Source organism: Humisphaera borealis (assembly GCF_015169395.1).
In the GTDB taxonomy this organism is placed as follows: domain Bacteria; phylum Planctomycetota; class Phycisphaerae; order Tepidisphaerales; family Tepidisphaeraceae; genus Humisphaera; species Humisphaera borealis.
Map to the genome: position 1 here is coordinate 1,269,461 of NZ_CP063458.1, position 24,675 is coordinate 1,294,135.

Genomic DNA, 24,675 nt, shown 5'->3' on the forward strand with positions numbered 1-24,675 from the left:
GGTGAAATAGAAGAAACGGCTGAGAGCGGCTGTCATAGGGGGTCTGCTTTTTTGGGTAGGCAGGATCCAACCCGCTCATCCTCAGCTTGAGCTGGAGCTGGACAAAGCACATATTCCGCCTTGGCGGCAGGAAACAAAGTGACTAAAAATCGGTATCGGACTTGAGGAAACGACTGAGCAATTTTTTGATTCACTCGACCCTGTGCAGCCCAAAAATGTGTGAGATGATCCCGGCATGAGTAATCAAAACCATACCATTCGTCCTATCGAAAAGTTACTATCCAGCCGGGAGGCGGCGGCGTTTCTGGGCGTTTCTGCCCGGACGCTCTGGACCCTCGCCGACCAGAGGCAGCTCCCTGCGGTGCGGATCGGGCGGCTCGTCCGGTTCGACCCGGCCGACCTTCGGGATTTCATCGATCGCGCGAAGGGAGTGAAGACCCCGTCCGCGGCCTGAACCCGCTCCGGAGAACACCAACATGGCAAGCCTAATTTGCGATGGCGACGAGGGTTGGCGGATTCAGTTCACCCGTCCCGGCGACGGCAAGCGACTGACTTTTCGGACGGGTGAGATGGTTCGGCGCGATGCCGAGCGATGCAGGGATCGGATCGAGTCTTTGGTCTCGGCGGCCAAACAGAATCGACCGCCGGATGATGCGACGGCCGCCTGGCTTTCCAAGTTGGAAGGGCCGCTCCTCACGCGACTTGAACGAACGGGCCTCGTCCCAGGCTCGGCGAATCGGAATCAGACACTGGCATTCGCCATCGACAAGTGGCTGGCCGGGATGACCGTAAAGGCAGGGACAAAAGTTGCTTACGAGCAGGTCCGACGCGACCTCATCAAGTATTTCGGTGCCGACAAGCCGGTCAGTTCCATCGGGCCCCTCGAGGCAGAGGAGTGGCGGCAATGGCTGGCGGGTCGGCTGATCGCCAGGACGGGCAGGCCACTTTCGGCGGCCACGGTCAATCGACGGGTCAAAACCTGCCGGCAGCTCTTCAAGCGTCTGCGAAAGTGGAAGCTCGTCACCGAGAACCCCTTCGAAGATGTTCAGTCCGGCTCACAGCGGAACAAAGCTCGCGAGCGGTTCATTACACGCGAGCAGACGCAACGCGTGCTGGACGCGTGCCCCAATATCCAATGGCGCGTCATCGTCGCCCTCAGTCGATTTGGCGGGCTCCGGTGCTCTTCCGAGCATTCAAGATTGAAGTGGGAGCATATCGACTGGGAACGGGGTCGTTTTCTGGTGCACTCACCGAAGACCGAGGGCTACGCCGGCAAAGCCACCCGCTGGGTGCCGTTGTTTCCGGAACTCCGCACGATTTTGTTGGAAGCCTTCGCCGAAGCCGAGGACGGTCAGCAATATGTCGTAAAAAATCTGGATGCTCAGGTGAATCTTCGCACGCCCTTTCTCAGGATCCTCAAGCAAGCCGGGCTGGACCCATGGCCACGACTTTTCCACAATTTGCGGGCGACCCGGCAGACCGAGTTGATGGACGAATTCGCCCCGCACGTGGTCTGCTCATGGCTCGGCAATACGCTCGCCGTTGCGCAAGACCATTATTTGCAAGTAACTGACGCACATTTCGCGAGTGCAGCGGTCGAGAAAAAGCCGTCAGAAAAAGTGGCGCGAATTCCGGCGCAGTACGGCCCGGAATGGGCTCGCAAACAGCTGCAGGAGGCACCCCCGGAAAAAACACAAACCACTGGCATGCCAGTGGTTGCGTATCAGTGCGAGAGTTCGCAATCTGTTAGGATGGGCGCGGAAGGATTCGAACCTTCGAAGGCATAAGCCATCAGATTTACAGTCTGACCCCGTTGGCCACTTGGGTACACGCCCGGCCAGCGTTCATCGGCGAACTTTCGTTCGTTCGACGTGCTTTATTCGTCGCGGAGTATAAGCGCGCAAAGGCGGTTTTCAAGATCGGCCGGCCGCGATCTCGGCTGACCGGGAAAGATTTCTCTGGCAGGCTCGCCCGTGCCGTCCGTCGTGGGCCTGAACTGCAGCCCGCGTCAGTTCACGCGGGGATACGTCAGCTCCATCTGAAACGACTCGGCTTTGGGGCTGGTGCTGTTGGCGGTGGCTTCGCGCATGCCCCTGGCTGGGATGGTCAGCGTCTTGCGGTACTCCTGCGGCAGCGGCATCTTGTTTCGGTCGTAGAAGGTCACCCTGTAATCGACGTAAAGCTGCAGATCGCTGGTGTTGCGGATCGGTACCGAGATGTACAGCAAGCCCGCCTCATCTCGGGTACGAACGGCATCGTTCACCATCGTGTTGGCGCGAAGATCCTGGCTGCCCACCATCAACCACGGGTAGTCATACTTCTCAGCCCGGGCCGCGATCGGCGCGTCGCTTTGACAGCCGGCGAGCATCGCGACGGCAGTTCCCAACAATACGCTGCGGACAGTCTTGAATCGGCTCATGGCGGTCATCCCTCGGGTGATCAGTCTCTTTCGAACTCTGACGAACACTGCGGCCGATGTGCGTGCACCATCGGTGCGATCGCTCATCAGTGGCGCGAGGTACAATTCCCTAAAGTCCTGACGTCTCTCAATCGGCTTGTTCCGCTCGCTAACTGAATCGCACTCCGGACCTTTCGTCAAGAAGTCGCCGATCAGGCAAGACACAGGCTCATTCCGGGTTCCGCCTGGCCGATGCTGGCGGCGGCGGGAAGTCCGCATCGGGCTGCCGGGTCGCCGATGGCGGCTCCGGACGGTCAAGAACAGAAGGCTTCTCTGCCGGCACGCCGCTGGGCGCGGGCTTCGGGTCGCTCGGCACCGCCGGCTTGATGGGCGGTGGATCGATCACCTTGGGTTGAACCGGTTGCTCGGCGGGCGCAACTGGCGGCGCGACGGGTTGCCTTCCGGGACTGATCGGTGTCGGTTCCGGAACCGTCGGCAGTGCCGGGCGGATATCGGTCTGCTGCCGAGCCGGGCCAGGCCCCGACCAGGTCATCGCCATGTCGGCCATCAGCTTTCGCGCGATGAACCGTGTGTACATGTTGATCCGCTCCGTATCCAGCGGCGGTGGGATCAGCACCGTTGCCCGGGCGATCTGCTCGCCATGGGAGATGTTAATCGCCTCCACATTCAGGCGGATCTCCAGGCCGCGTTCGGTCTGGCGCGTCGGCCTTGCCTGGGCATAGATCAGGATGTCGGCGTTCAGTTCCTTCGCGAGTTCGCCCAGCTGCCGGGTGCGCCCCTGCTGCAACTTGCCGATCTCGTCGGCGTTCAGCCGCTCGCGCACCACTGCAGGCGAAGCGATTGTGGTCTGCCCTTCGCACGCCAGCCACTGTGTCATTACGTTTTCGATTGTCGCGTAGTCGATCTGCTTCGCCGACGCCTCGTCGTACTGGCCGCTCCGCAGGTAGGTGATGTCCTGGCCGTGTTCGTCGCGGAAGGGATTGCCCCGGATCGGATCAACGCCGCTCGGCGGCACCCGCTCGGCGACCGGGGCCGCCTCTATTGGCAGTGCATCGCCCAACAACGACCGGTTGACGAATACCGCCAGCTTCGGTCGGCCGACGGCGTTGTAGCCGTCAACGAACATCTTCTGTTCCGGCGGACGCTGGTAGACGAGCGGCACATCAGCAAACGGCGGAGCCGGCGACTCGGCACTATCCGGCCCGGGCAACGGCTTTACCGGGTCCGGGTAGCTTCGGCGTTCCATCTGCCCGACCGGGCCGAGCCGTGGTTGCGACGGCGGCGGCGGCGACGACTGGCAACCCGCCAGCGCAATGAGGCCCAAGGCTGCGACCCCGGCCACACGAATCCGAGGCACGTTTATCAATGCGCGACGTGCGAGACAATCAGTCATGGGCACGATCAGCTCCTTCCAACGCGAGGTGGCGGCGGTCATCCGAGGGCTGCCAATAGTGCGCCAATAAAACATGCCGGACGGCCCACCCGCAACATCATAGACACAGGATCAAAGCAAAGGATGGTTGACCTTCGCCAGGCGCTTATCGGCACTTAATCCATTCGATACCATCGGATTAGAAGTTGAAACGCCGGCCCCCGCCGATGCCGTGGGCCAATTCCTGCCCTTTCATCGCCGGCGGTGTCTGATCCAGGGCCTGATCAGTGGCCATGGATCGCTGTTGTCGGACCGGCGTGTTGCCGATGATGGTGTTCGATGCCCCCCGCCGTCTGGCCGTCGGCGGCTGGGTGGGCTAATGTTGGCCGGTACGACCTCAGGTCATCCATTAACGACATCGATATGCAATCAGCGAAGGAGATCGTCATGAGTCGCTCGTTAAAGAATCGGTTCGGTCTGATTCTGCTGTCCGGCACCCTGCTTGGCGCAGGCGGCCTTGCCTGCCAGCCAACGGACAAGCCGCACGACTACGGTCAGCAGCGGCCCTCGGTGGATGACCTGGACAACCGTGACCGCGGCCTGCAGAGCCGGGACATCAACCAGGCGGCAGACCAGATGGCTGCCGATCTGCTGAGCGACCCCGAACTGAACCGCAGCCGGGAGCAATGGACGATTGTCGTGACGAGCATCGAAGACAAGACCCGCGACAAGTCGTTCGCAACCGACTACGACATCTTCCTCCAGGCGCTCAAGGCGCGCATCGCCAAGCAGGGCCGGGGCCGTGTGACGCTCGTGACCAATCGCGACAAGTTCTACAACCTGCGCGACAAAGAACTTGAAGGCGGGGGCAAGGATCCGTTCGGCCAGGGAGACGGCGGCGGCCGGGCCGCCCCCGCGGCGGTCAGCCCAGACTACGCAATGACGGGCGTCGTCCGCGATCTTCCCCGCCGCGGCACGATCTATTACCAGATGGAGTTCAGCGTCGAAGACCTCAAACGCCGGGTAACGTCCTGGACGGGGTCGTACGAAGTGAAAGTTGCGCGGTGACCGCTTTAGGCTGAAAAGCCGCATCGCTGGTTCCCGAGCAGAAGATTGACCACAAAGGCGCGAAGGTCGCGAAGCGGCACGAAGAAGAGCCCAAAACTGTCATCCTGAGGTACTCCGAAAGTCATTGCCAAATGGGAGCCACGGCTCCAACTCGGCACATCTCTCTTCGGATACAAGCCCGTTCGGATCAGGAAGGGTTTTTCCGTCGCTTCTTCGTGACACTTCGTGCCCTTCGTGCCTTCGTGTTGGGTCTTCGGGCTTCGATCGTCAAACGTCGCTCCACGAGGTCGCCTTTGTTTTCAATTCGACTTGCCGCTTTCGCGATCCTGTTCGCCGCCATGCCACTTATGTCCGGCTGCGCCAGCGCCGTCGCTGTCGGTACCAATACCGCACTCGACAGCCTCGATCTCCAGCAGATGACCGACCAGATGGCTGCCAGCCTGGTCGCCGATCCGGACGTGCAGTCGGCGATCGGGAAGGAAGGGACCTTGAAGGTCGTCGTTCAGCCGGTGGAGAACCGGATGACCGGCGAAATTCTGCCGCGTGGCGAAGCCGAGGCGTTCATCGCCCGCATTCGATTCCTGCTTGCCAAGCAGGCTCCCGACAAGTTCACCTGGGTGATCAACCGCGAGACATTCTATCGCCTGCGGGCGACCGAACTCGAAGCGCAACTGGGCCCGTCGCCGGATGCGGTCAACCCGCGCTACTGCCTTTGGGCACAGTTCTATTCGCTGACCAAAGAGGATTCGAACCGCCGGACAAGTTCTTACCTCTGCGTTTATGAACTCACCGACCTGGATCGCCGAACAACGCTCTGGACGGACAAGTACGAAGTGAAGAAGGTCGCGGTAAAGGGGTTCTTGGATCGATGACTGAGATCGTCCAAATGTTCAGCCCCGGGCACCCGGTACCGAACCGTGTGACAGGGGTGGCATGGGCAGGCGTACTCGCCTGCCCGTGGTGGGCGCGCTGCGGCGTACGTCACACGCAAGCGGATACGCTTGCACCTGCCACCCGGCGTGTAGGCGCCGCCCTGTTCCTTTCGCTCTTGTTCGTGTTTGTCACCGGCTGCGCCACGCAGTCCGATCAGGTCGGGCGGATGGCGTTCACCAGCTACACGCGGGGCGACTACGCCGGGGCGGCAAAGATGCTGGAGCCGCTCGCGGTGAAGACCGACGAGAACTTTGTCCTCAACAACGTCCGCCTCGGGTCGGCGGCACTGGCCGAGTACAACCTCGACCGTGCCGAGTCGGCATTCCTCGCCGCTTACGAAGTGCTCAATAGTGTCGGGGTGAATGACGGCGGACGAACCCTGGGCGCCGTTCTCGTCGACGAAAAGCTCCGTATCTGGCGTGGCGAGCCGTTCGAACGCGCGATGGCCAACTTCTACCTCGGCCTGATCTACTACATGCGCGGCGACTACGGAAACGCCCGCGGCGCGTTCGAGAACAGCCTGTTCAAGCTTCGTGACTACGGCGAAGGCAAAGACGCCGACGACAAGTATCGGGAGATCGAATCGAACTTCGCCCTCGGCTATCTCATGCTGGGCAAAAGCTGGCAGCGGCTCGGCGACGACGCCAAGGCAAAGCAGAACTTTGATCGGGCGGTCTCACTTCGCGGCTACCTGGCTTCGGTGGCGGAGCTGGAACGGAACCGTCGGTCTAACGTGTTGCTGGTTGTCGATTTCGGCTACGGCCCCCGAAAGGTCACGGATTTCGACGGCGCGATCGTCGGGTTCGCGCCGACACCCGCCGACGGCGGACCCATCCCGCCGCCGATGGTATTCGTGGACGGCCGCCGGCTGGACGTATCGTCGTTCGACGGCCCGCCGGTGGATACGCTCGCACTCGCCGCCGACCGCCGGTGGCAGAGCATCGATACGATTCGCACGGTGAAGTCAGCCGTCGGTACGGGGCTGATCGGCGTCGGTGCCTACGAGACGATGCGCAGCAACAACCGCAATAACCAGGCAGCAGGATTGGCGATGATCGGCGCGGGTCTGCTGTTAAAGGCAACCAGCCAGGCCGACATCCGCCAGTGGGAGATGCTGCCGCGGACGACGTTCGTTCTCCCCATCGAACTTCCGCCGGGCAGGCATGACGTTACCGTGCAGTTCCCGGTACCAGGGCTGAGCCAAACCTGGCAGGGCATCGAAGCGCCGGCCAAGGGTGAGGCGACCTATTTCATTCGCATGCAGCGGTACCAGACGCAGCCCCGACAATGGCCGCCTGCACCGCCCGAAACCGCCCCGCCACCGGTGGCAGCGAAGTAGATGTGCCAAGTCGCCCTGTGTCGGCCTGTGACGATCGGTTTGAAGTGATCTCCCCTATCCCTCCAGCAGCACGAGATGCCGCGAAGTCCCTTGGGACCGGGGCGCTGTTTTGTTAGCCAGCAGCAAACGTCTGTCCCCAGCCTCGGTGCTGCGGCTATAACACTCGCTATGCGACTCAACATTCTTACGGCCGTGGGGATTGCACTCCTTTGTCAGGTTCCCGCGTTCGCCTGGAGCAACAAGGAGCACATGCAGTTCGCACGCATCGCCGCCGAACGGCTGATCGCGGATGCCAAAACACCGCCGGCGATGAAGGAGTGGCTGCGCAAGGGGCTCGGCAAGCCGATGGACATCGCCGCCGAAAAGCAGTGGTTCATGAACGAACGAATCGGCCTGTTCGTCCGCACGACCGATCCGCTGCCCTATTGGGCGACGATGCCCGACATGATGGTGATGGGAGACAACCCGTCGAAGAAGGTCGAGCCTTGGGGCGCGCACGAACGGCTCATGCATTTCGTGGACGTCGAGTTCTTCATGGCCGACTCCGCCCGGCGAATCTACAAGCACGACCTGTCGAACAAACCGACAGTTGCCGATTTCCCCGACAACCCCAAGGACTATCGATGGGAGCGGGCCGGCTTCCTCCCGTTTCGCGTTCGGGAGTGTTACCAGAAGCTCGTCGAGTCGATCAAAGCCGGCAAGATGACCGATGCGCCCGGCCAGTACCCCCGGGACGAACATGCGATCAAGTGGGCGGGCTACCTGGCGCATTATGCCGCCGACAACACGCAGCCGCAGCACGCGACCGAGGACTACAAGAGTTCGCGGTACTTCACCGACGGCCGCAAGTCGCCGAATGTTCATGCGGAGATGGAGTATCGCATGTGCGACGACGATCAGGATGACTACGCCGATCTGCGGGCCGAGTTCTGGCCGCTGTTCGAGAAGGCGCTTGCCGAAGGCAAAGACCCGGTCGAAACGAAGGACCTGTTCCGCGCGACGATTGAGGTTTCGCTGATCAGCTACGATGCCCTGCCGATGATCGGCCGTGCTGCTATGGCCGCCGCCAAGCAAGGCGGAACACCCGAGAAGCCTGAAGGCCCCGCCGGCGAGTTCGACACCCGCGTCTTCTTCCGAAGCAAAGGTACGTTTCAGGGACGTGAAATGACGGTGATGGAGATGAAGGCGATCCAGACCGCTTGGGCGGTGAAGCGGATCGAAAGGCTATGGCTGGCAGCCTGGGACGAGGCCCATGCTCGTAAGCCCGATTAGCGGTCGCACCGCAGGTGCACTTCAACGCTCTTGCCAGAACTCATAGGGGGTATCGACGCATATCCTGGTTGGCGGCGCGACGGCACCCTTCCGCCGGCAACGTGAGATCAGTGCACCTGCGGTGCGACCGCTAAACGGGATCGCCTCGCGCGCTGCAGACGTCCGATATTCATCCTCAACAAAAGGAGTTGCGCACGCCGATAGAAGAATCAGTGCGCTCTCTCTTCAGGTCCATCTTTCGCCGGCATCCGCAGTTGGAGCAACCTGGTCCTGCGGTCCGCCCGCTTGACGGTAGAACCGACGCGCTCGCGATACCCACGCCCACCGACCTGCTCGGCCGGCCGGTCGTGAACCTTGATACGCCCGAATTGCAGCGGTTCCTCGCCGGCAAGCGTGTGCTGGTCACCGGGGCCGGTGGGTCTATCGGGTCTGAGATCTGCCGGCAGGCGATGCGGTTCTGCCCGCAGAAGATGTTGCTCGTCGAGCGGTGCGAGAACGCGCTGTTCGAGATCGACCGCGAGCTGCGCGAAACCTGGATCGGGGCGGAGATTATCCCCTTCCTTGCCGATGTGTGCGAGAAGTCGCGGATCGAGCAGATCTTTCGCGACGAACGGCCCCAAGTGGTCTTTCACTGCGCGGCGCACAAGCACGTGCCGATGATGGAAGCCAACCCGTGCGAGGCGATCAAGAACAACGTCTTTGGCACAAAAACCGTCGCCGATGCCGCCGGCGAGTTTGCCGCGCAATCGTTCGTGCTGGTCAGCACCGACAAAGCGGTCAACCCTACGAGTGTGATGGGGGCGACGAAGCGGGTGGCTGAGTTGTATGTGCAATCGAAAAGCAGGCACGAGGGGACAAACAGGCAGGAAGGTACAAGCAGGCACGAAGGCGCGAGGGCACGTAGGCACGAGGGTGAGAGCGACGACACGGCATCCTTTGTGCAGTCCTGCCTTCGTGGCCCCCTGCCTTCTTCTCCCACCCGATTCGCCGCTGTTCGCTTCGGCAATGTCCTGGGGTCTTCCGGCAGTGTCGTGCCGATCTTCCAGCGGCAGATCGCGGCGGGCGGGCCGGTGACGGTCACCCATCCGGAGATGCAACGGTTCTTCATGACGATCCCCGAGGCAAGCCAACTGGTCATGCAGGCCGGGGCGATCGGCAAAGGCGGGGAAGTGTTCGTGCTGGAGATGGGGTCGCAGGTCAAGATCCTGGATCTTGCACGCGAGCTGATCCGCCGACACGGGCTCGAGCCCGATCGCGACATTCAAATCCGATTCAGCGGGATTCGCCCCGGCGAGAAGCTGTACGAAGAACTCGCCCGTGATGACGAGCGCACGGCTCGGACGAGCCACGAGAAGATTCGCGTCTGGCATTTGCCGCCGGCCGATCCGGCCGAGGTGGAGCGCGGGCTGGAGGTCTTGGCGGGGTCGGTCGATTCGCCGGACAAGGCGGTGGCGGCGCTGGCGGCGTGCGTGCCGGAGTACCAGCCGGTCGGCCGAACGGTTTCACGCCCCGCCGCCGAACAGACCCCCGTCCTTCGGTTGGTCGCCTCGACCAACGACGCGAACGAACAGGCCGCAGTAGAAGCGGCGTGACTGGGATGTTGCATTCCGTGACCCAAACTGCCGACCACGGATGCAAAATCGGACATGTAAATTGGAAGTTTGTACCACAAGGGTGCTGCACACCTGGGGCTCTTGCCGACCCGTTTTTGTGTTGCTTATTTGACGTTACCACCCTTGCCTGGGGTCGGTATGATCGCCCCCAATCCCGACGGCCCGCCATCATCGGCGCTCCGGCGGATTGTGCTCGGAGCGGCGTCCCATGATCACTGCCAGTAAGGAATTACGTCAGAAGCAGTTACGACTGTTTGATGCGATTTCCTCGACGACCCCCGACTTCATCTACGTGTTCGATCTTGAGGGCCGCTTCGTCTACGCCAACCGCCGGCTGCTGGAAGTTTGGGGAACCTGCTATGACGATGCGCTGGGAAAATCGTTTATCGAACTGGGATATCCGCAGTGGCATGCCGACATGCACCTGCGCGAGATCAGGCAGGTCATCGACACCAGGCAACAGATCAAGGGAGAGGTTCCGTTTACGGGCGGAAGCGGAATTTCCGGTGTTTACGAGTACATCTTTTCGCCCGTCCTCGGACCGGACGGCGAAGTCGAGCTGATCGCCGGCACCACGCGCGACGTGACGGACCGTCGCCGGCTCGAAATAGACCAGCAACGCCTGTTGCACGAGCTCGGCAACGAGAGATCGCGGCTGGAAGCCGTTATCGATAAGGCGCCAGCGTTCATCTGTGTTCTACGAGGACCGCAGCACGTCTACGAGGTTGCTAACGAGCAGTACTACCGCTTGGTGGGTCGCCGCGGCATCATTGGCAAACCGTTGCACGAAGCGCTTCCTGAACTGGCTGGTCAGGGCATTTGGGAGTTACTCGACGGCGTTTTCGGCAAAGGTGAATCGTTCAGCGCTCAGGAGATGCCCGTACGGTTCGGTCGCGGCAACGACGGGCAGCTCGAAGAGCGGTTCGTAAACTTCGTCTGCCAGCCGCTGCGCGAAGTCCACGGTGAGATTTCGGGGATCTTCGTCCACGGCGTTGACGTCACTGACGCGGTTCGGGCGCGACAGGCTCTCGAGCAGAGCGAGTCGCAGTTTCGCCTGATCGCCGACGCAATTCCGCAAATCGCCTGGGCGGCCAGGCCTGATGGCATCGTGGATTACTACAACCGACGCTGGTTCGAGTACATCGGCATGCCTGAAACAGCCGGCGAAGAAATTCGCTGGGACAGTCACCTTCACCCGGACGAACTTCGTCGCGTATCGGAAACCTGGGCACACTCGATCCAAACCGGAGAGCCGTATTTCACCGAGTTTCGCGTGCGCAATTCCGAGGGACGGTACCGATGGTTCCTCGTTCGAGCATTGCCCGCGAAAGACGCCAGCGGTCGGATCATCAGGTGGCTGGGCACGTGTACGGACGTCGACGATCAGAAGTCCTCGGAAGCGGCGCTGCGGGCAAGCCAGGAGCGGTATCGCTCCCTCTTCAATTCGATCGACCAGGGCTTCTGTGTGGTCGAAATGATCTTCGATGCCGATCGGAAACCGGTCGACTACCGATTCCTCGAGATTAACCCGGCATTCGAATCGCAGACCGGGCTGGTTAACGCCATCGGGCGGACAGCATTGGACATGATTCCCGAGCTTGAGGACCGCTGGCTGAAGGTCTATGGCGGGGTTGTCGTTTCCGGGGAGCCCGTGCGATTCGAGGAATCGTCTGAGGCGATGGGCCGCTGGTTTGATGTGTATGCGTTCAGAGTTGGTGATCGTGCCGGCGGTAAGGTCGCGATCCTGTTCAAGGACATCACCAGCAGTAAGCAGATCGAGTCGGCGTTGCGGGACAGCGAGCGCCGATTCCGAGAGATGGCCGACACCGCGCCAGCCATTCTCTGGGTAACGGAGCCTGATGGCTCCTGCTCGTTTCTCTCGCGCGGCTGGTACGAGATGACCGGCCAGACGCCGGAAGAGGCGCTGGGTCTGGGATGGGTCAATGCAGCCCATCCTGACGACCGCTCTGCGGCAGCCAAAGCGTTTGTCGATGCCAACACGGCGCGGTGTCCCTATGCGGTCGACTTCCGCGTGAGACAAGCCGACGGCGCCTACCGCTGGGTGATCGATGCCGGCCGTCCTAGGTTCAGTCATACCGGCGAGTTCCAGGGATTTGTCGGATCGGTCATCGATATCACCGACCGCCGGCGTATCGAGCAGGAGCGCCAGTTGCTTCTGGAAAGCGAGCAGGCCGCGCGGGCCGAGGCCGAGCGGGCCAGCCGCATGAAGGACGAGTTCCTCGCGACACTCAGCCATGAACTTCGCACGCCGCTCAACGCCATTCTCGGCTGGGCCCAGATTCTCAATTCAGGGCCTGGCAACCCGGCGGACGTCAGGGAAGGCGTTGAGATCATTGAGCGCAACGCGCGTGCGCAGACACAGATCATCGAAGATTTGCTCGACATGAGCCGCATCATCAGCGGCAAGATCCACCTGAACGTTCAGCGTTTCGATCTGATCGAAATCCTTCGAGTCGCTGTGGAGACGGTCCGTCCTGCAGCCAGTGCCAAGGGTGTGCGCTTGCACCATGTGCTGGACGGCGCGCCGGCGCTGGTTCTGGGCGACCCGAACCGGCTTCAGCAGGTCTTCTGGAACCTGCTCACCAATGCGGTCAAGTTCACCCCGCGAGGCGGCCACGTACAGGTGCTCGTCAATTGGACTGACGCGCAAGTAGAAGTCAATGTCATCGATACCGGCGAAGGTATCGACGGTAAGTTCCTGCCTCACGTGTTCGATCGCTTCCGCCAGGCGGATGCCACCACCACGCGCCGTCACGGTGGGCTCGGGCTCGGGCTGGCGATCGTGAAACAGCTGGTCGAATTGCACGGCGGCACCGTTAGCGTGCGGAGCAGCGGTCGCGGATTTGGTTCGTCATTCACGGTCTCGTTGCCGCGTACCGACATTCACCCAGAGCTATCGTCTGCCGATGCAGATGACCCTTCCGTACCAGCTCCGGTGACGGCATCCGCCGACGCGGTCGCCTCTCTGGGAGGTGTCAAGGTACTTGTGGTTGACGACGAGTCCGATGCCCGTGCCCTGGTGAGACGACTGCTGGAAGACTGCGACGCAGTGGTATCGACTGCCGCCTCGGCACAGGAAGCGTGGGAGCGCCTGCAGATCGACCGCCCGGACGTGTTGGTGAGCGACATAGGCATGCCCGGAGAGGACGGCTACTCGCTGATCCGGCGTGTTCGCGACCTGCCCGCCGAACGGGGTGGGCGCACGCCCGCCGTCGCGCTGACCGCTTATGCCCGGGCGGAGGACCGCATGAAAGCAGTCGTCGCCGGCTTCGAAATGCACGTCGTGAAGCCGGTTGAACCGGCCGAACTGATCACGATGGTCGCCACCCTGGCGAAGCGAGCGGAGACTTGAATTCGTCCGTTCGTTGACTCGCTTAGTTCTCGAGATCGTCGGCAGCGATTATTGCGTCACGTAGGCGGAGGCGACTAGGCATGGGACTTCCGGAGTTATACGGATCGTGTTCAACCAGCGCTCAAGGTACGGACAGCCACAGACCGACTTGATGACTTCGGACGTCTCCGGTGTGCCTCGGTTCCTGCGTCCATTAGCTCCTTGTGTTCCTCGTAGATACGGTTGCTCAGGTTGTGGCTCCGCACGAAGTGCCACAGGTTCTTAGTCAGATTAATCCAGTTTCACTTTAATTCCTGCGTGCAGTTCGGCGCTCGTTCGTTAGCGCCCCCGCCTCCCGGGTGGCAAGATGGCACCTCAGACATGGAGGGAGGTGTGTCGTTACGATCAAGCGGAAGGATCCGACTGATGCCCAGACTCTCGCCGCCTTAGTCGGGGCTGAGCAGAACGCCAATCAGCGGGACCGGGCAGGGGTTGGCGGGTCAGGCTGAACTTCAACGCGAGCAGGTCGCTACCGCCGTCGGCCGCTCCCGGCAGTTCTTCGAAGAGTGGATCGGACGCTTCCGCCGTGGTGGGGTGGATCTGCTGCGGCCGCGTAAGCAGCCTCGGCCGACGCCCAAACTCTTGTCGGGGCAGCAGGAAGAGCTTTCTCGAAGCGATATTGAGCGCCGGCCTGGGAGCCTACGAGAGGCTGGCGGCTTACAACGGGCAGATCCTGCGGGAGTAGATCAACGAGTGGTTCGGTAAGCTCAACTTGCTGCCAAGCTTGTACGCGCTGCTGCACTGGCTAGGCTACAAAGACTTGATGCCCCGCACCTCCCACCCCGGCTCCGATCCCGCGGCTCAGGAACGGTTCAAAGAAGTTCCTGCCAGAGTGGCTCTAGGCTCTGTCTAATGGACCCAGAATCCTCAAGTATTTCAGCATGATTCCGAGTTTTACGAAGCCAAGGAAGCTTAGTCCGAGCTTTTCGTACCGTGTGGCCAGTCTCCGGCACTCTTTCAACCAGCCCACGGCCTGCTCGATGCGGGATCGTTTCCGGTAGGTTTTCTTGTCGAAACGTTCGCCTATGGGGCGTTTCTGGTTGCTCTTTCGCGGGATGACCGGCTCGATGCCGCAGTCTTTGAGGAACTCGCGAGTTGATTCGTAGCTGTATCCCTTGTCGCCTGCCAGTTGATCGGGCCAGCCGATCCGACGAGGTCTGCGGACACTGTGGATCAGGTTGTGGAGTTGCGTCGATTCGTGCGTCTGACCGGCCGTGAGGGTGGCTCCGAGGATAAGGCCCTTGCCGTCAGTAACCAGGTGGAGTTTCGATCCCCATCCGCCGCGGCTGCGGCCCAAATGGTGGTCGTCGGGTTCGAGGGTGTCGAGCGGGTGCTTTTTTTTGCGAGCACCGGCCGCGGCCCGGCCGGCGCGGATGTTCGTGCCGTCGACCAGCCACAGGTCCCAGTCGATCTTGCCGGCCTTGTCCAGTCGGATCTGAAGGGCCTTGAGGATCTTGTCGAAGGTGCCGTCGCGACGCCAGCGGTTGAAGCGTTGGTTGACCGTTCCGAACTTGCCGTAGCGTTCGGGCAGGTCACGCCAAGGAGCGCCCGAGCGGAGAATCCAGAGCATGCCGTTGAGGACGGTGCGATGATTGAGCCACTTGCCGCCGCGAGCCTGCCTGGGAAACAGGTCCTTGAGAAGGGCCCATTGATCGTCCGTGATTTCGTAGCGAGCCATCAGAACCTCCGTGTGGAGGCAGCATGGCATGCAATAATAGAAAGCGCAATTCCTAACGAGCGCCGAACTTGGCATCCATTAGACAGAGCCTAGCAGGTAAAGCAGCCGCACCCGGATCAACGCGTGCTGGTCCATTACGAGTATGAGGCTAGATTCAGATCGCACGGCACGATCACCCGCGTGCGGGCCAAATTCGGCTTCCGGCCCTGTTTGATCCGCCAGACCCAGTACGACTCGCTCTACGCCCGGTCAGCCCAGACGATCAATGTGTTCCTGGACCAGTTCTCACGGAAACTTCCGTCGGACGTGCATGCGGTCTTGGTGCTGTACTAGGCCGGCTGTGGTGACTATTGCTAACGCGGTCCTGATCGCTTCGAAAATCCTTCCGTCGCACCGATCGCCATGCGCCTGTGCGCGCCTTTGACCTCCGAGATCGCCATCTCGATCGGGTTGCAGTCCGGTGAGTACGGCGGTAACAGCAGGACCCGCGCTCCGGCCCTTTCGATCTGTTCCTTCACCCGTTCCGTCTTGTGCGCGGGCAGATTGTCCATCACGACAACCTGCCTTGGCCACCGCTTCGGCACGCACCGCGTCGTACGGCCGCGCGTACACGTCGAGCACGTCCATCGAAGCTACGAGCGCCGCGCCGCTCTTGGGTGTGATGACCCACTGCTGCTTGAGCCGGGGCTTGAGGTCGTTTTTTTGAGCGTTCGGCAGACCATGGCCGGATCGATCGAGTCGACGACCTTCATCTCCACTAACCGCTCCGCCAGCAGCGACATCGTCCACTTCGCGCGGCCCTCCGGCGCCTCCTGCTCTCCGTCAATCTTGCGCTACTGACGACCGGTCGACCGCTTGTGATGCAGGGTCGCTTCGAGTCCCTCGTGGACGAACTGCTCGCGCACGCGACGCGCGGTCATGCGCGTGGTGCCGTACGCCTCCGCGCAATCCGCTCGTCGGTCCACGCGTCCGGCCCGTTGGCGTCAGCCTTGACCAAAACGTGAGCCCGGCGAATCAGAGCCGCCGGGCGCTTGCCGGTCCGAATGACCGACTCCAGCGTCTCCCGCTGATCGTCAGTGAGGCGTATGACAACCCTGTCAGCCAGCGACATGACCAGTCCTCCATGGCGGGGTAATGTGGATCTATCGGTCGAACGCACAAATCAGCTGCAATGAAGCACTAGGTCTTGCTTTCAATGAATGAGACGGATCGTGAATAACTGCCGCGCGCAGCCCCTCGCGCTGGCGCTCCAGATCGGAGAGAATCCGGCTCCACGTGGAAGGAGCTGACATGCATGTGAGCGAACGAGATCCGGGCGACATCGCCGAACTGACGCGGCGGGCCAGTGTCGAAACCAAAGCCCTGCAGCGGGATCGCTACCGCGCCGTGCTGCTTGCCCTTGATGGCAAAGAAGCGGTCGAGATTGCCACCGCCGTCGGTCGCTCGCGACGCAGCGTTCAGGACTGGGTCTACTGGTACCGCGACGGCGGCGTCGACAACCTCCTGCCCGGCAAGAGCACCGGCCGTCCGACCAAGTTGCCTCGCGGTCGGGAAGCCGAGTTCATGGCCCGTCTCGACGCCGGTCCGCGGCCGGAAGATGGCGTCTGCACCCTCCGCGGCAAGGACGTGGTGGCGATCCTGGAACGCGAGTTCGGTATCAAGTACAGCCTCGACGGCGCGTACGACCTGTTGGAACGGCTGGGCTATTCCTGCCTGACGCCGCGGCCTCGGCATGAGAACTCCGACCCGCAGGAGATGGAACGGTTCAGGCAGGAAGCCCCCTTTTTGTCCAGACCGTAGCCGACGCCATCAAGCCGCACGGCGGCCGTGTTCGCGTCTGGTTTATGGACGAAGCGCGGTTCGGCCAACAGGGAACACTGACGGACGTCTGGGCCAAGCGCGGTTCGCGTCCGACGGCGGTGCGACAGACGCGGTACGAGTGGTGCTACCTCTACGCGGCGGTGGAGCCGGCGACCGGCGAGTCGGCGGCATTGGTCGCGCCGAACGTCGATACGGGAACGATGAACGCATTCCTGGAAATTCTCGAGGCAGAGCGAAAGCCGGACGAGCACTTCGTGTTGATTATGGACTAGGCGGGCTGGCACAAGAGCAAGCGGCTGAAGTTGCCCGACGGGATCACCGGCCTGCTATTGCCGTCGTACAGCCCGGAACTGAATCCGACAGAGAACCTGTGGCACTACATGCGGAGCCACTACCTGAGCAACCGCAAGTACGAGGATTACGAGGAGCTGATGACCGCCGGAACCGAGGCATACCGGAGACTGACGCCGGAGGTCATCAAGTCGGTCTGTGGCTGTCCGTACCTTGAGCGCGCTGGTTAATCACGATCGGTCTGACTTCAAGGTTCGCGTGATCGCGACGTCGGCGGCGACCCAGAATCCCGATCGCGCCGAAGCCGGCGAGTGAAAGTAAGGCGCCCGGTTCGGGTACCGGCGCGTAGGTCAGTCGCACGTTCCCGCCGGACGAGTTGATGTCGAAGGTTCCGTCGAACGCGTTCTGGAAGGCAGAGGTATCAAGTTCAAACCGCGATGCGTCGACGGGGCCGCCGGCGATAGTGGTTGCCCGGGCTATCGTCCAGACGTAGCCTTGGCTTGGGTTGAAGTTAACGGCTTGTCCCGCGACGCCGGCATTGAGGGTCGTCAGTTTGATCGTGAACTTCGCGCCAGCTGGGGCCACCGTCAGCGTCCCGTTGACTGCCGTACTGTCCCAGTTGATGCCGGCGCCGTTGATCGGATCGCCGGCTGCGTCCTGGATCTCCCAAACGTAAATTCCGCCCGCGTTCCATTGTTGCGCGTTGGTCGTCAGGTTGCCGACGGTCGCGCCTGGTGCGAGCTTGCCGCCCGTGTTGATTGCAACCGGGCCGGCAGTGTTCACAACACGTCCGGTGCCGCTGAGCGTGCCACCGCTATTGACGGCAACCGCGCCCGATCCGGTCGCTGATCCCGTGATGCCGTTATCGGCGCGGAGCACGCCGCCTGTAATGGTGGTACCGCCGGTGTAGGTGTTGGCGTCGCCGAGGATTTGAGTTCCGGAGCCCTGTTTGACCAAGGCGATCGCGCCGGTGATGACGCCGGAATTGGCATTGGTACCGGCACCAAAGGAGTACGTTCCACTGCCGGCGATCGTGAGGGTCGCTGCAGCAGCCGATATGACGGTGTTGTTGCTTGCGGTGGCGTTGACGCCGACGACAGAATTGAGCCCGGCAATTTGCTGGTTCAGGCCGTTGAGGTCGAGGGTACCGAGATGGACGGCAGCGGCGGTTCCGAGGTTGACGACGGTACCGGCAGGCAGGCGGTTTGAATCGCCGGCAAGTTGAATCGTCCCGCGCTGGACATTCGTCGGGCCGTCGTATGTATGGGCACCCGCCAAGACGAGTGTTCCCGAGCCGATTTTCGTCAGCGACCCGCCCGCCGTTCCGGCAACGACATTAGTGAGCGTGATCGTTCCCCCGGAGGTATCGAAGCTACCGCCATTAGCACCGAGCGTCAGGCCTCGGTTGCTGTTGAATTCGATAGGGCTTGTGTTCGCCCAGATGCCGCCGCCATTGAGCGTGATCTGGTCGACGGTGAACGAGGCCGGGTTGGCACCGAACTTTGATTCGCCGGTGGTCGAGATGAGGCCTTCCAAGATCGTCCACTTGCCGGAGATTGTGGAACTGCTTGGAAGTAGATCGACATTGCCGGGGCCGGTCTTCTGCATCGGTCGGGCACCGGACATCACGCCAGTGAATGCGGCCGTATCCTCCGCCGCGGCGAAGAGCGCTACCGTGTTGTTGCTGCCGTCCGTGGCGATGGTGCCTGCGAACGTCGTACTGCCGGCCCCGGGATGGTCTACGCCGATGGTCTGTGTCCCGCCGGAAATGTCTGCAGCAGAAAAGCTGATCGCGCGCGACAACGGTTCGCCGCTACCGCCGGTGATCAAGAACGAAGAACTGAACGACCCCGAAGCAAACTCGAATGAACCACTGTCTGCGGCGTATGCACTAGTCAGGTTGAGTGTGACTCGACCTCGAAGTGAAACAACGCCCATGCCTTCCCATGTGAGTTGGCTGGTGGGGTTGAACGTCACTATCTGCCCTGAGGTTGGATCACCGACAAGATGAATCGGTCGATTCGAGGAGTTCCCCGTCGTACCATCAGTCTTTAGATCCGCTCGAAACTCCCCGTTAACGGTTAGCGGTCCAGGCCCTGCAACTTGGAATGACTGGCTCGAAGTTGCCAAACCCCAGCGCAACCCGGAAAGAGTTAGTCCACCCGAACCGGACAAGTTCAGGGTCGTAACAGCATTGGCCGTGTTTGCGGTGAAATACACATCCAGTTGGCGAATCAATTGGCTGTTCGACGATGCCTGTGTTAGCGCATTGAACGAATCGGAATGCCGCAGTGCAAAGCTCTCGCCGCTCGTGTTCAGACCCGTGAACGTGGTAGCGTTCGACGCGAACGCGATCGACCGCAGAGTTGTCACACCTGCGGGCTGGTCCGGGAAGTTCGTTGGAGTACCAGAAAACAGCACGTCCGATGTCTCCCCCGGGATGCCAGTGGGAGACCAGTTGGTAGCGCTATTCCAGTTTCTTAGGTTATTGGCAGTGCCGCCTATCCAGGTCGACTGTGCCTCTACGCGTGTTGCTTGCGCCCCGGAGTGTGCCGCGACGGCAATCAGCAGGAATTTGAAGACTTTGCCCATAGGATTATTTGTACTGAGCGTAGTTCCGGTACCCACACGGAACTCATCGGAGTCACCCACTCGCTCGTACCCCAAAGCCGACGAAGACCAGTTGGAGGTCTTTGAAAGCACGTGACCGCGTCACACGGGCGCGACGGTGGTATATGCCTAGAGACTATTCCTATCTTAGTGACCTAGGACGCACAAGAGAATTATTCTTGTGTTAATTCGGTTGCGTTTTGTGTAGTTCACGAGGTCTTGGACACTGGATTGGTCAAGTCGCGTTGACCGCTGGCGATCTGTCGGGCTTTACCCCCTGATTTGACCCGAACAATAATAACTCGCTACCCTCGTCGATCTACGTTGTCAGAAACCGCGAGCTTCTCATCGCCGCAAGGAGGGCAAACTCATTGGCCGCCGCATCTTCCGAAAATCGCCCCACCCTAGACGATTTCAAGGGCCGCGTAATGGCGGCGACTGATATCGTTCAGCTCATCGGGCGGACGGTCTCGCTGAAGAAACGGGGACGCGATTTCGTCGGGCTCTGCCCGTTTCACTCTGAAAAGACGCCTTCCTTCCATGTGAATCCCGCCCGGCAGTTCTACTACTGCTACGGCTGTAAGGCCGCCGGCGACGCGATCAACTTCGTCAAGCAGCGCGACCGCGTCGAGTTCATGGACGCCCTCAAGTCCCTCGCCCAAGACGCAGGCATTTCCATTCCGAAGTTCGGCGGTCGCAGGGAAGACGTCAGCGAAACCGCCGTGGTACTGGAGGCCAACTCTTCGGCGACGATGTTCTTCGAGAACCTGCTGCAAGACCCGGCCCGTGGCAAGGCCGCCCGGGAGTACCTGCAGTCCCGAGGCATTACCCCGGAGACGGCCAGGACCTTCCGCATAGGCCTGGCCGTCGAAGGCTGGGACACTCTGCTTCGCGGCCCGCTCGGGCAGAAGTTCAAGCCCGAGCAGCTTCACCTGGCCGGCCTGGTCAAGCAGCGCGACCCTGAAAAGGGGCCGGGTTTCTACGACACGTTCCGCAATCGGCTGATGTTCCCGATTCGCGATCCCAACGGCCGGGTGATCGCGTTCGGCGGGCGCGTCATGCCGGGTTCGCAGGATCCTGCCAAGTATCTCAATAGCCCCGAAACGCCGCTCTTCAGCAAAAGCCGATGCGTCTATGGCCTCGATCTGGCCCGCCAGCGGATTGTCGAGACACAGACGGCGGTCGTCGTCGAAGGCTACACCGACGTCGTGATGGCTCATCAGTTCGGGGCGACCAACGCCGTGTCGATTCTCGGCACGGCGATGACCGAGCAGCACGTCCAACTGCTCCGGCGGTTCGCCCAGCGAATCGTTCTGCTGTTCGATCCCGATACCGCCGGGGAACTGGCGGTCGATCGCGCCGTCAGCCTGTTCCTGACGCAACCGGTCGAGATCGCGATCGCGACCTTCGGCGAAGACCTCGACCCCGACGAATACTTGCTGAAGTACGGGCTGGAGGCGTGGGAAAAGTTAATCGCCTCAGCGCCGGAAGCTTTGACGTACAAGTGGAAACAGTTGGTCAAACAGTTCTCGGCCGACGACGGGAACCTGACCGGGCAGCAAAACGCAATCGCGGCGTACCTCGATCTGATCGGCCAGGCGAAGCTCGCCGGGCCGGTCGATCCGATCCGCTGGGGCCTGGTGTTGTCGCAGGTCGGCAAATTGACCGGGATTCCGACAGAGCAATTGCAGAAGCGGTTGTCGTCTGTGAAGCCTGCAACGAAAAGGCCGGTGGAAGCGTCTGTACCGCAGCCTAACATGCCGGCACCCATGCCGAGCCGCGAACCGCGACGACGCGGGGGCGTATTATCGGCCCGGGATCGGGCCGAATGCTGGATCCTTGGCGTGATACTGCTGGAACCCGGGCGTTGGCAGCGGGTCCAACAGGTGATCGGGCCCGAGGATTTTACAGACGACCGACGCCGTCGACTTGCTGAGGTATACTGGAGTTATCAGCGAGACGAAGGCGAACCGGTATTCCGGGAACTGCTGACGCTGCTGGGTGACGATTCGAACGGCTCACAGGTTGCGAGTGTCCGTTCTCACGACCTTCGGGAACTTGCGATAGAGGTCACCGACGAAGTGGAAGGTTTTGCCGAGCGGCAGACCGATTTCGAATCGACACTCGCCACGGCGATCGACTATCTGCAGCAGAACCGGGAATCGCATGAGAAGCAGAAGCTGATTTCCACGCTCAACCGGAGCACCGAGGAAAACCTCGGAGACGATCAACAGGTCGATATGCTTAGGAAACTACAGGAACAGGCCAAGCAAAGCAGCGCCAAGCGGTCTATGATGTAAGATGGGATGTGAAATGGGACGGAGACCGCGATATCAGGTGGGTTCGGAAGGCCTGAAACGAAGCCGCTTAGACAGATGCGGGGCTATTTGGTAACATATTGGGCTCGAAACGATATACGTTTACGGAAATTTGATGGATTGGCATTGGAGTCCGCATGGTCGCGATGGCGACCATGACGTCATAAACAGGCTCTGCCAATCGACTTTACGATTGTCTCTCACGGTGCCACGGGTGTCCGTTGCAGGGATCGGGAACGAACCCGAGATCCTTGGCCAGCATTCGTGGTAGTCGTCGGTCGGCCGATGAGCGGAAGCGTCCACTTCTGCAGCGGAAAAGGGTTCCCCTCCCGCGTCGGCGACCGAGACGGTTGTTTCGAACTTGCGAAACGATCCTGTTTTGCCGCGAGCGGTTCGCGGTGAAACCCCCGCCATCCGAAAGCGTCGGAAGGGGGTCGAAGCGGTTGTTCGAAGTCCGTACGAATGGCTCGTACGAACATCGAGCAATGACGTTTCCCGAAGGAACCCGGAGATCGGTTCCGCCAGGCAGCGATGTTCCATGAACTACCGTGCGATTATTCCTCCTCCTCCGCGACCGACCCCCGCCAGCACGCCGGCGGGAAAGGCCAGCAGTTCCGTGAAGGAAGCAGCAGCTGCAGCCGCGATCCTGGAAAGCCCCCTCATCGGTTCCGGTTCACTCGAGGAAGCTGACCGGCGCGTGCAAGTACTGCTTGATATGGGCGTCTCCCGGGGGTACCTCACCTACGAAGAGCTGAACGAAAAGCTCCCCGACGAAGTCGTCTCCCCCGATAAGCTCGATTCGCTCCTGATGCGCATCGACGAGATGGGCATCAAGCTCATCGACGAGTTCGATATCGCCGACCACCAGAAGGGTGGCAAGAAGAAGGGCGCTGCCGTCGTCGAGCTGCCCCCCACGCCGGCGCTGCCGGTCGTGCCCGTCGTCACCAAGAAGGGTTCGAGCGTCAAGCCGATCCTTCCCATGAAGGGTGCCGACGACGACAAGGCGATCGATACCGACGACGACGGCGAAGAGATTGACCTGTCGCTCGAAGAGGAACTCGCTGAAGCGTCGACCAAGCGGATCGACGACCCCGTTCGCATGTATCTCACCCAGATGGGCGAGATCCCCCTGCTCACCCGCGAGCAGGAAATCGGGTTGGCCAAGAAAATCGAAATCACCCGCAAGATCTTCCGCTCGAAGGTGCTCGAATCCGACTACTGCCTGCAGTCGGCCGTCGAGATCCTTCAGCAGGTCGAGGAAGGCGATCTTCCCTTCGACCGGACGATGAAGATCAGCACCGACGAAGGGATGGCTGACAAGGGCACCATCTCGCAGCGCATCCCCACGAATTTGAGCAGCGTGCGCATCATGCTGCAGCGCAACCGCGACGAGTGGGAGAAGCTCAAAGACTGCAAGAACAAAAAGGAAGCCGACGAACTCCGCATGGCGGTCCGCCGCCGTCGCCGTCGCGCCACCAAGCTGCTCGAAGAACTCGCGCTGCGCACCAGCAAGGTGACGCCGCTGATGAAGAAGCTCAACTCCATCTCCACCAAGATGGTCGAGCTGGAACAGCGCATCGCCGAGCTTCAGAAGGTGAAGAATCCCGGCGAAGACTTGGAAGTCTGCCAGGAAGAGCTGGCCGGCCTTCAGGACCTGGTGCTGGAAGACGCACAGGATCTGCACCGCCGGGTGACGGCGATTCGCAAGATCTTCTTCAAGTACGAAGACGCCAAGCGGAAGCTGTCGGGCGGTAACCTCCGCCTGGTGGTGTCGATCGCCAAGAAGTACCGCAACCGTGGCCTGTCATTCCTGGACATCATCCAGGAAGGCAACACCGGCCTGATGCGCGCCGTCGACAAGTACGAATACCGCCGCGGCTTCAAGTTCAGCACGTATGCCACCTGGTGGATTCGCCAGGCGATCACGCGAGCCATCGCCGATCATGCCCGCACCATCCGTATTCCGGTGCACATGATCGAAACGATGAGCAAGCTGCGGAACATCAGCAAGGGCCTGATGCAGGAGCTCGGCCGCGAGCCGACCATCGAAGAAATCGCCAAGAAGGCGAAGATGGCCGTCAGCGAAACCCGCCGCGTGCTGAAGATCAGCCGTCACCCGATCTCGCTCGACCGCCCGGTCGGCGAGAGCGAAGACAGCTACTTCGGCGACTTCATTGAAGACGAGAAGGCCGAGAACCCGGTCGAGTCGGCGACGCAGGAAATGCTCAAGGACAAGATCGAGCAGGTCCTTAAGACGCTGACCTATCGCGAGCGCGAGATCATCAAGCTCCGCTACGGCATCGGCGACGGCTACACCTACACGCTCGAAGAAGTGGGCCGGATCTTCAAGGTCACCCGCGAACGCGTGCGTCAGGTCGAAGCCAAGGCGATCCGCAAACTGCAGCATCCGGTCCGGGCAAGGAAGCTGGAAGGTTTCCTACCGGGCGGAGTAACGCAGTAAGTATTTCGAACGTGGTAAACACATTCGGGCGTGGTCACCTCAGGTGGCCACGCCCGTTCTGTTTATGC

The 24,675-nt window shown here is 61.3% G+C and carries 17 protein-coding genes, 1 tRNA gene and 2 pseudogenes; 14 read left to right on the forward strand and 6 right to left on the reverse strand.

Annotation, left to right across the window (positions count from 1 at the left end; genetic code table 11):
* The first annotated feature begins 235 nt into the window (after positions 1-235).
* On the forward strand, positions 236-454 hold the full coding sequence (locus IPV69_RS04695) for a helix-turn-helix domain-containing protein (RefSeq protein WP_206293759.1): 219 nt from the start codon (positions 236-238) through the stop codon (positions 452-454).
* Between the two features lie 22 nt (positions 455-476).
* On the forward strand, positions 477-1,787 hold the full coding sequence (locus IPV69_RS04700) for a tyrosine-type recombinase/integrase (protein WP_206293760.1): 1,311 nt from the start codon (positions 477-479) through the stop codon (positions 1,785-1,787).
* Here IPV69_RS04700 and IPV69_RS04705 read toward each other — a convergent pair.
* From IPV69_RS04705 to IPV69_RS04715, 3 genes are all read right to left on the reverse strand, one after another.
* Positions 1,753-1,835: transfer RNA gene (locus tag IPV69_RS04705), tRNA-Tyr, on the reverse strand. The two genes, IPV69_RS04700 and IPV69_RS04705, sit on opposite strands and share 35 nt — an antisense overlap.
* A 173-nt stretch (positions 1,836-2,008) precedes the next feature.
* Complete coding sequence (locus IPV69_RS04710) at positions 2,009-2,419, reverse strand: DUF1425 domain-containing protein (RefSeq protein ID WP_206293761.1); 411 nt, start codon at positions 2,417-2,419, stop codon at positions 2,009-2,011.
* Between the two features lie 208 nt (positions 2,420-2,627).
* Positions 2,628-3,743, reverse strand: a complete 1,116-nt coding sequence (locus IPV69_RS04715; RefSeq protein ID WP_206293762.1) for a hypothetical protein — start codon at positions 3,741-3,743, stop codon at positions 2,628-2,630.
* A 495-nt stretch (positions 3,744-4,238) separates the two neighbouring features.
* Between IPV69_RS04715 and IPV69_RS04720 the strand changes: the two genes are divergently transcribed.
* The 8 genes from IPV69_RS04720 to IPV69_RS27835 all read left to right on the forward strand — a co-directional run bounded on the left by IPV69_RS04720 (position 4,239) and on the right by IPV69_RS27835 (position 14,281).
* On the forward strand, positions 4,239-4,859 hold the full coding sequence (locus tag IPV69_RS04720; protein ID WP_206293763.1) for a hypothetical protein: 621 nt from the start codon (positions 4,239-4,241) through the stop codon (positions 4,857-4,859).
* 293 nt (positions 4,860-5,152) lie between these two features.
* On the forward strand, positions 5,153-5,731 hold the full coding sequence (locus tag IPV69_RS04725; protein WP_206293764.1) for a hypothetical protein: 579 nt from the start codon (positions 5,153-5,155) through the stop codon (positions 5,729-5,731).
* A gap of 176 nt (positions 5,732-5,907) precedes the next feature.
* The gene (locus tag IPV69_RS04730; RefSeq protein WP_206293765.1) at positions 5,908-7,131 is read left to right on the forward strand and encodes a hypothetical protein; all 1,224 of its coding nucleotides are present in this window, start codon (positions 5,908-5,910) and stop codon (positions 7,129-7,131) included.
* A 168-nt stretch (positions 7,132-7,299) separates the two neighbouring features.
* Positions 7,300-8,403, forward strand: a complete 1,104-nt coding sequence (locus IPV69_RS04735) for a phospholipase C/P1 nuclease family protein (protein ID WP_206293766.1) — start codon at positions 7,300-7,302, stop codon at positions 8,401-8,403.
* Between the two features lie 395 nt (positions 8,404-8,798).
* Positions 8,799-9,995, forward strand: coding sequence for a UDP-N-acetylglucosamine 4,6-dehydratase family protein (locus IPV69_RS27110; protein ID WP_261362008.1), 1,197 nt, complete (start codon positions 8,799-8,801; stop codon positions 9,993-9,995).
* A gap of 229 nt (positions 9,996-10,224) precedes the next feature.
* Complete coding sequence (locus IPV69_RS04745; RefSeq protein WP_206293768.1) at positions 10,225-13,389, forward strand: PAS domain S-box protein; 3,165 nt, start codon at positions 10,225-10,227, stop codon at positions 13,387-13,389.
* A 471-nt stretch (positions 13,390-13,860) separates the two neighbouring features.
* Complete coding sequence (locus IPV69_RS27830; RefSeq protein ID WP_206293769.1) at positions 13,861-14,133, forward strand: helix-turn-helix domain-containing protein; 273 nt, start codon at positions 13,861-13,863, stop codon at positions 14,131-14,133.
* Between the two features lie 19 nt (positions 14,134-14,152).
* On the forward strand, positions 14,153-14,281 hold the full coding sequence (locus IPV69_RS27835) for a winged helix-turn-helix domain-containing protein (RefSeq protein ID WP_390884393.1): 129 nt from the start codon (positions 14,153-14,155) through the stop codon (positions 14,279-14,281).
* Here the strand turns inward: IPV69_RS27835 and IPV69_RS04760 are convergent.
* Both IPV69_RS04760 and IPV69_RS27475 read right to left on the reverse strand, forming a co-directional pair.
* Positions 14,267-15,109 carry an IS5 family transposase gene (locus IPV69_RS04760; RefSeq protein WP_206295638.1) on the reverse strand — a complete coding sequence of 281 codons (843 nt, stop codon included), beginning with the start codon at positions 15,107-15,109 and terminating at the stop codon, positions 14,267-14,269. The two genes, IPV69_RS27835 and IPV69_RS04760, sit on opposite strands and share 15 nt — an antisense overlap.
* Positions 15,110-15,504: 395 nt before the next feature.
* Positions 15,505-15,690: pseudogene (locus IPV69_RS27475) on the reverse strand (transposase); the annotation flags it as partial.
* Between the two features lie 706 nt (positions 15,691-16,396).
* Between IPV69_RS27475 and IPV69_RS04770 the strand changes: the two are divergent.
* Positions 16,397-16,906: a winged helix-turn-helix domain-containing protein gene (locus IPV69_RS04770; protein ID WP_206293771.1), complete on the forward strand. Its 510-nt coding sequence runs from the start codon at positions 16,397-16,399 to the stop codon at positions 16,904-16,906.
* A gap of 44 nt (positions 16,907-16,950) precedes the next feature.
* Positions 16,951-17,448, forward strand: a pseudogene (locus tag IPV69_RS27115) (IS630 family transposase).
* Here IPV69_RS27115 and IPV69_RS04785 read toward each other — a convergent pair.
* Positions 17,405-19,195 carry an autotransporter-associated beta strand repeat-containing protein gene (locus IPV69_RS04785; protein WP_206293774.1) on the reverse strand — a complete coding sequence of 597 codons (1,791 nt, stop codon included), beginning with the start codon at positions 19,193-19,195 and terminating at the stop codon, positions 17,405-17,407. The pseudogene IPV69_RS27115 and the gene IPV69_RS04785 overlap by 44 nt on opposite strands.
* A gap of 1,061 nt (positions 19,196-20,256) precedes the next feature.
* Between IPV69_RS04785 and dnaG the strand changes: the two genes are divergently transcribed.
* On the forward strand, positions 20,257-22,128 hold the full coding sequence (dnaG, locus tag IPV69_RS04790) for a DNA primase (protein WP_206293775.1): 1,872 nt from the start codon (positions 20,257-20,259) through the stop codon (positions 22,126-22,128).
* Between the two features lie 556 nt (positions 22,129-22,684).
* A complete protein-coding gene (gene rpoD / locus IPV69_RS27685; protein ID WP_206293776.1) occupies positions 22,685-24,607 on the forward strand; it encodes an RNA polymerase sigma factor RpoD in 1,923 nt (640 codons plus the stop codon).
* Positions 24,608-24,675: the final 68 nt, after the last annotated feature.

What these genes read in the sequence shown, in the direction of transcription:
- IPV69_RS04770 (WP_206293771.1), top strand. Translation starts at nt 16,397, where the DNA reads ATGCATGTGAGCGAACGAGATCCGGGCGACATCGCCGAACTGACGCGG.
- IPV69_RS04735 (WP_206293766.1), top strand. Translation starts at nt 7,300, where the DNA reads ATGCGACTCAACATTCTTACGGCCGTGGGGATTGCACTCCTTTGTCAG.
- IPV69_RS04745 (WP_206293768.1), top strand. Translation starts at nt 10,225, where the DNA reads ATGATCACTGCCAGTAAGGAATTACGTCAGAAGCAGTTACGACTGTTT.
- IPV69_RS04710 (WP_206293761.1), bottom strand. Translation starts at nt 2,419, where the DNA reads ATGAGCCGATTCAAGACTGTCCGCAGCGTATTGTTGGGAACTGCCGTC.
- IPV69_RS04700 (WP_206293760.1), top strand. Translation starts at nt 477, where the DNA reads ATGGCAAGCCTAATTTGCGATGGCGACGAGGGTTGGCGGATTCAGTTC.
- IPV69_RS04695 (WP_206293759.1), top strand. Translation starts at nt 236, where the DNA reads ATGAGTAATCAAAACCATACCATTCGTCCTATCGAAAAGTTACTATCC.
- rpoD (WP_206293776.1), top strand. Translation starts at nt 22,685, where the DNA reads ATGAACTACCGTGCGATTATTCCTCCTCCTCCGCGACCGACCCCCGCC.
- dnaG (WP_206293775.1), top strand. Translation starts at nt 20,257, where the DNA reads ATGGCGGCGACTGATATCGTTCAGCTCATCGGGCGGACGGTCTCGCTG.
- IPV69_RS04720 (WP_206293763.1), top strand. Translation starts at nt 4,239, where the DNA reads ATGAGTCGCTCGTTAAAGAATCGGTTCGGTCTGATTCTGCTGTCCGGC.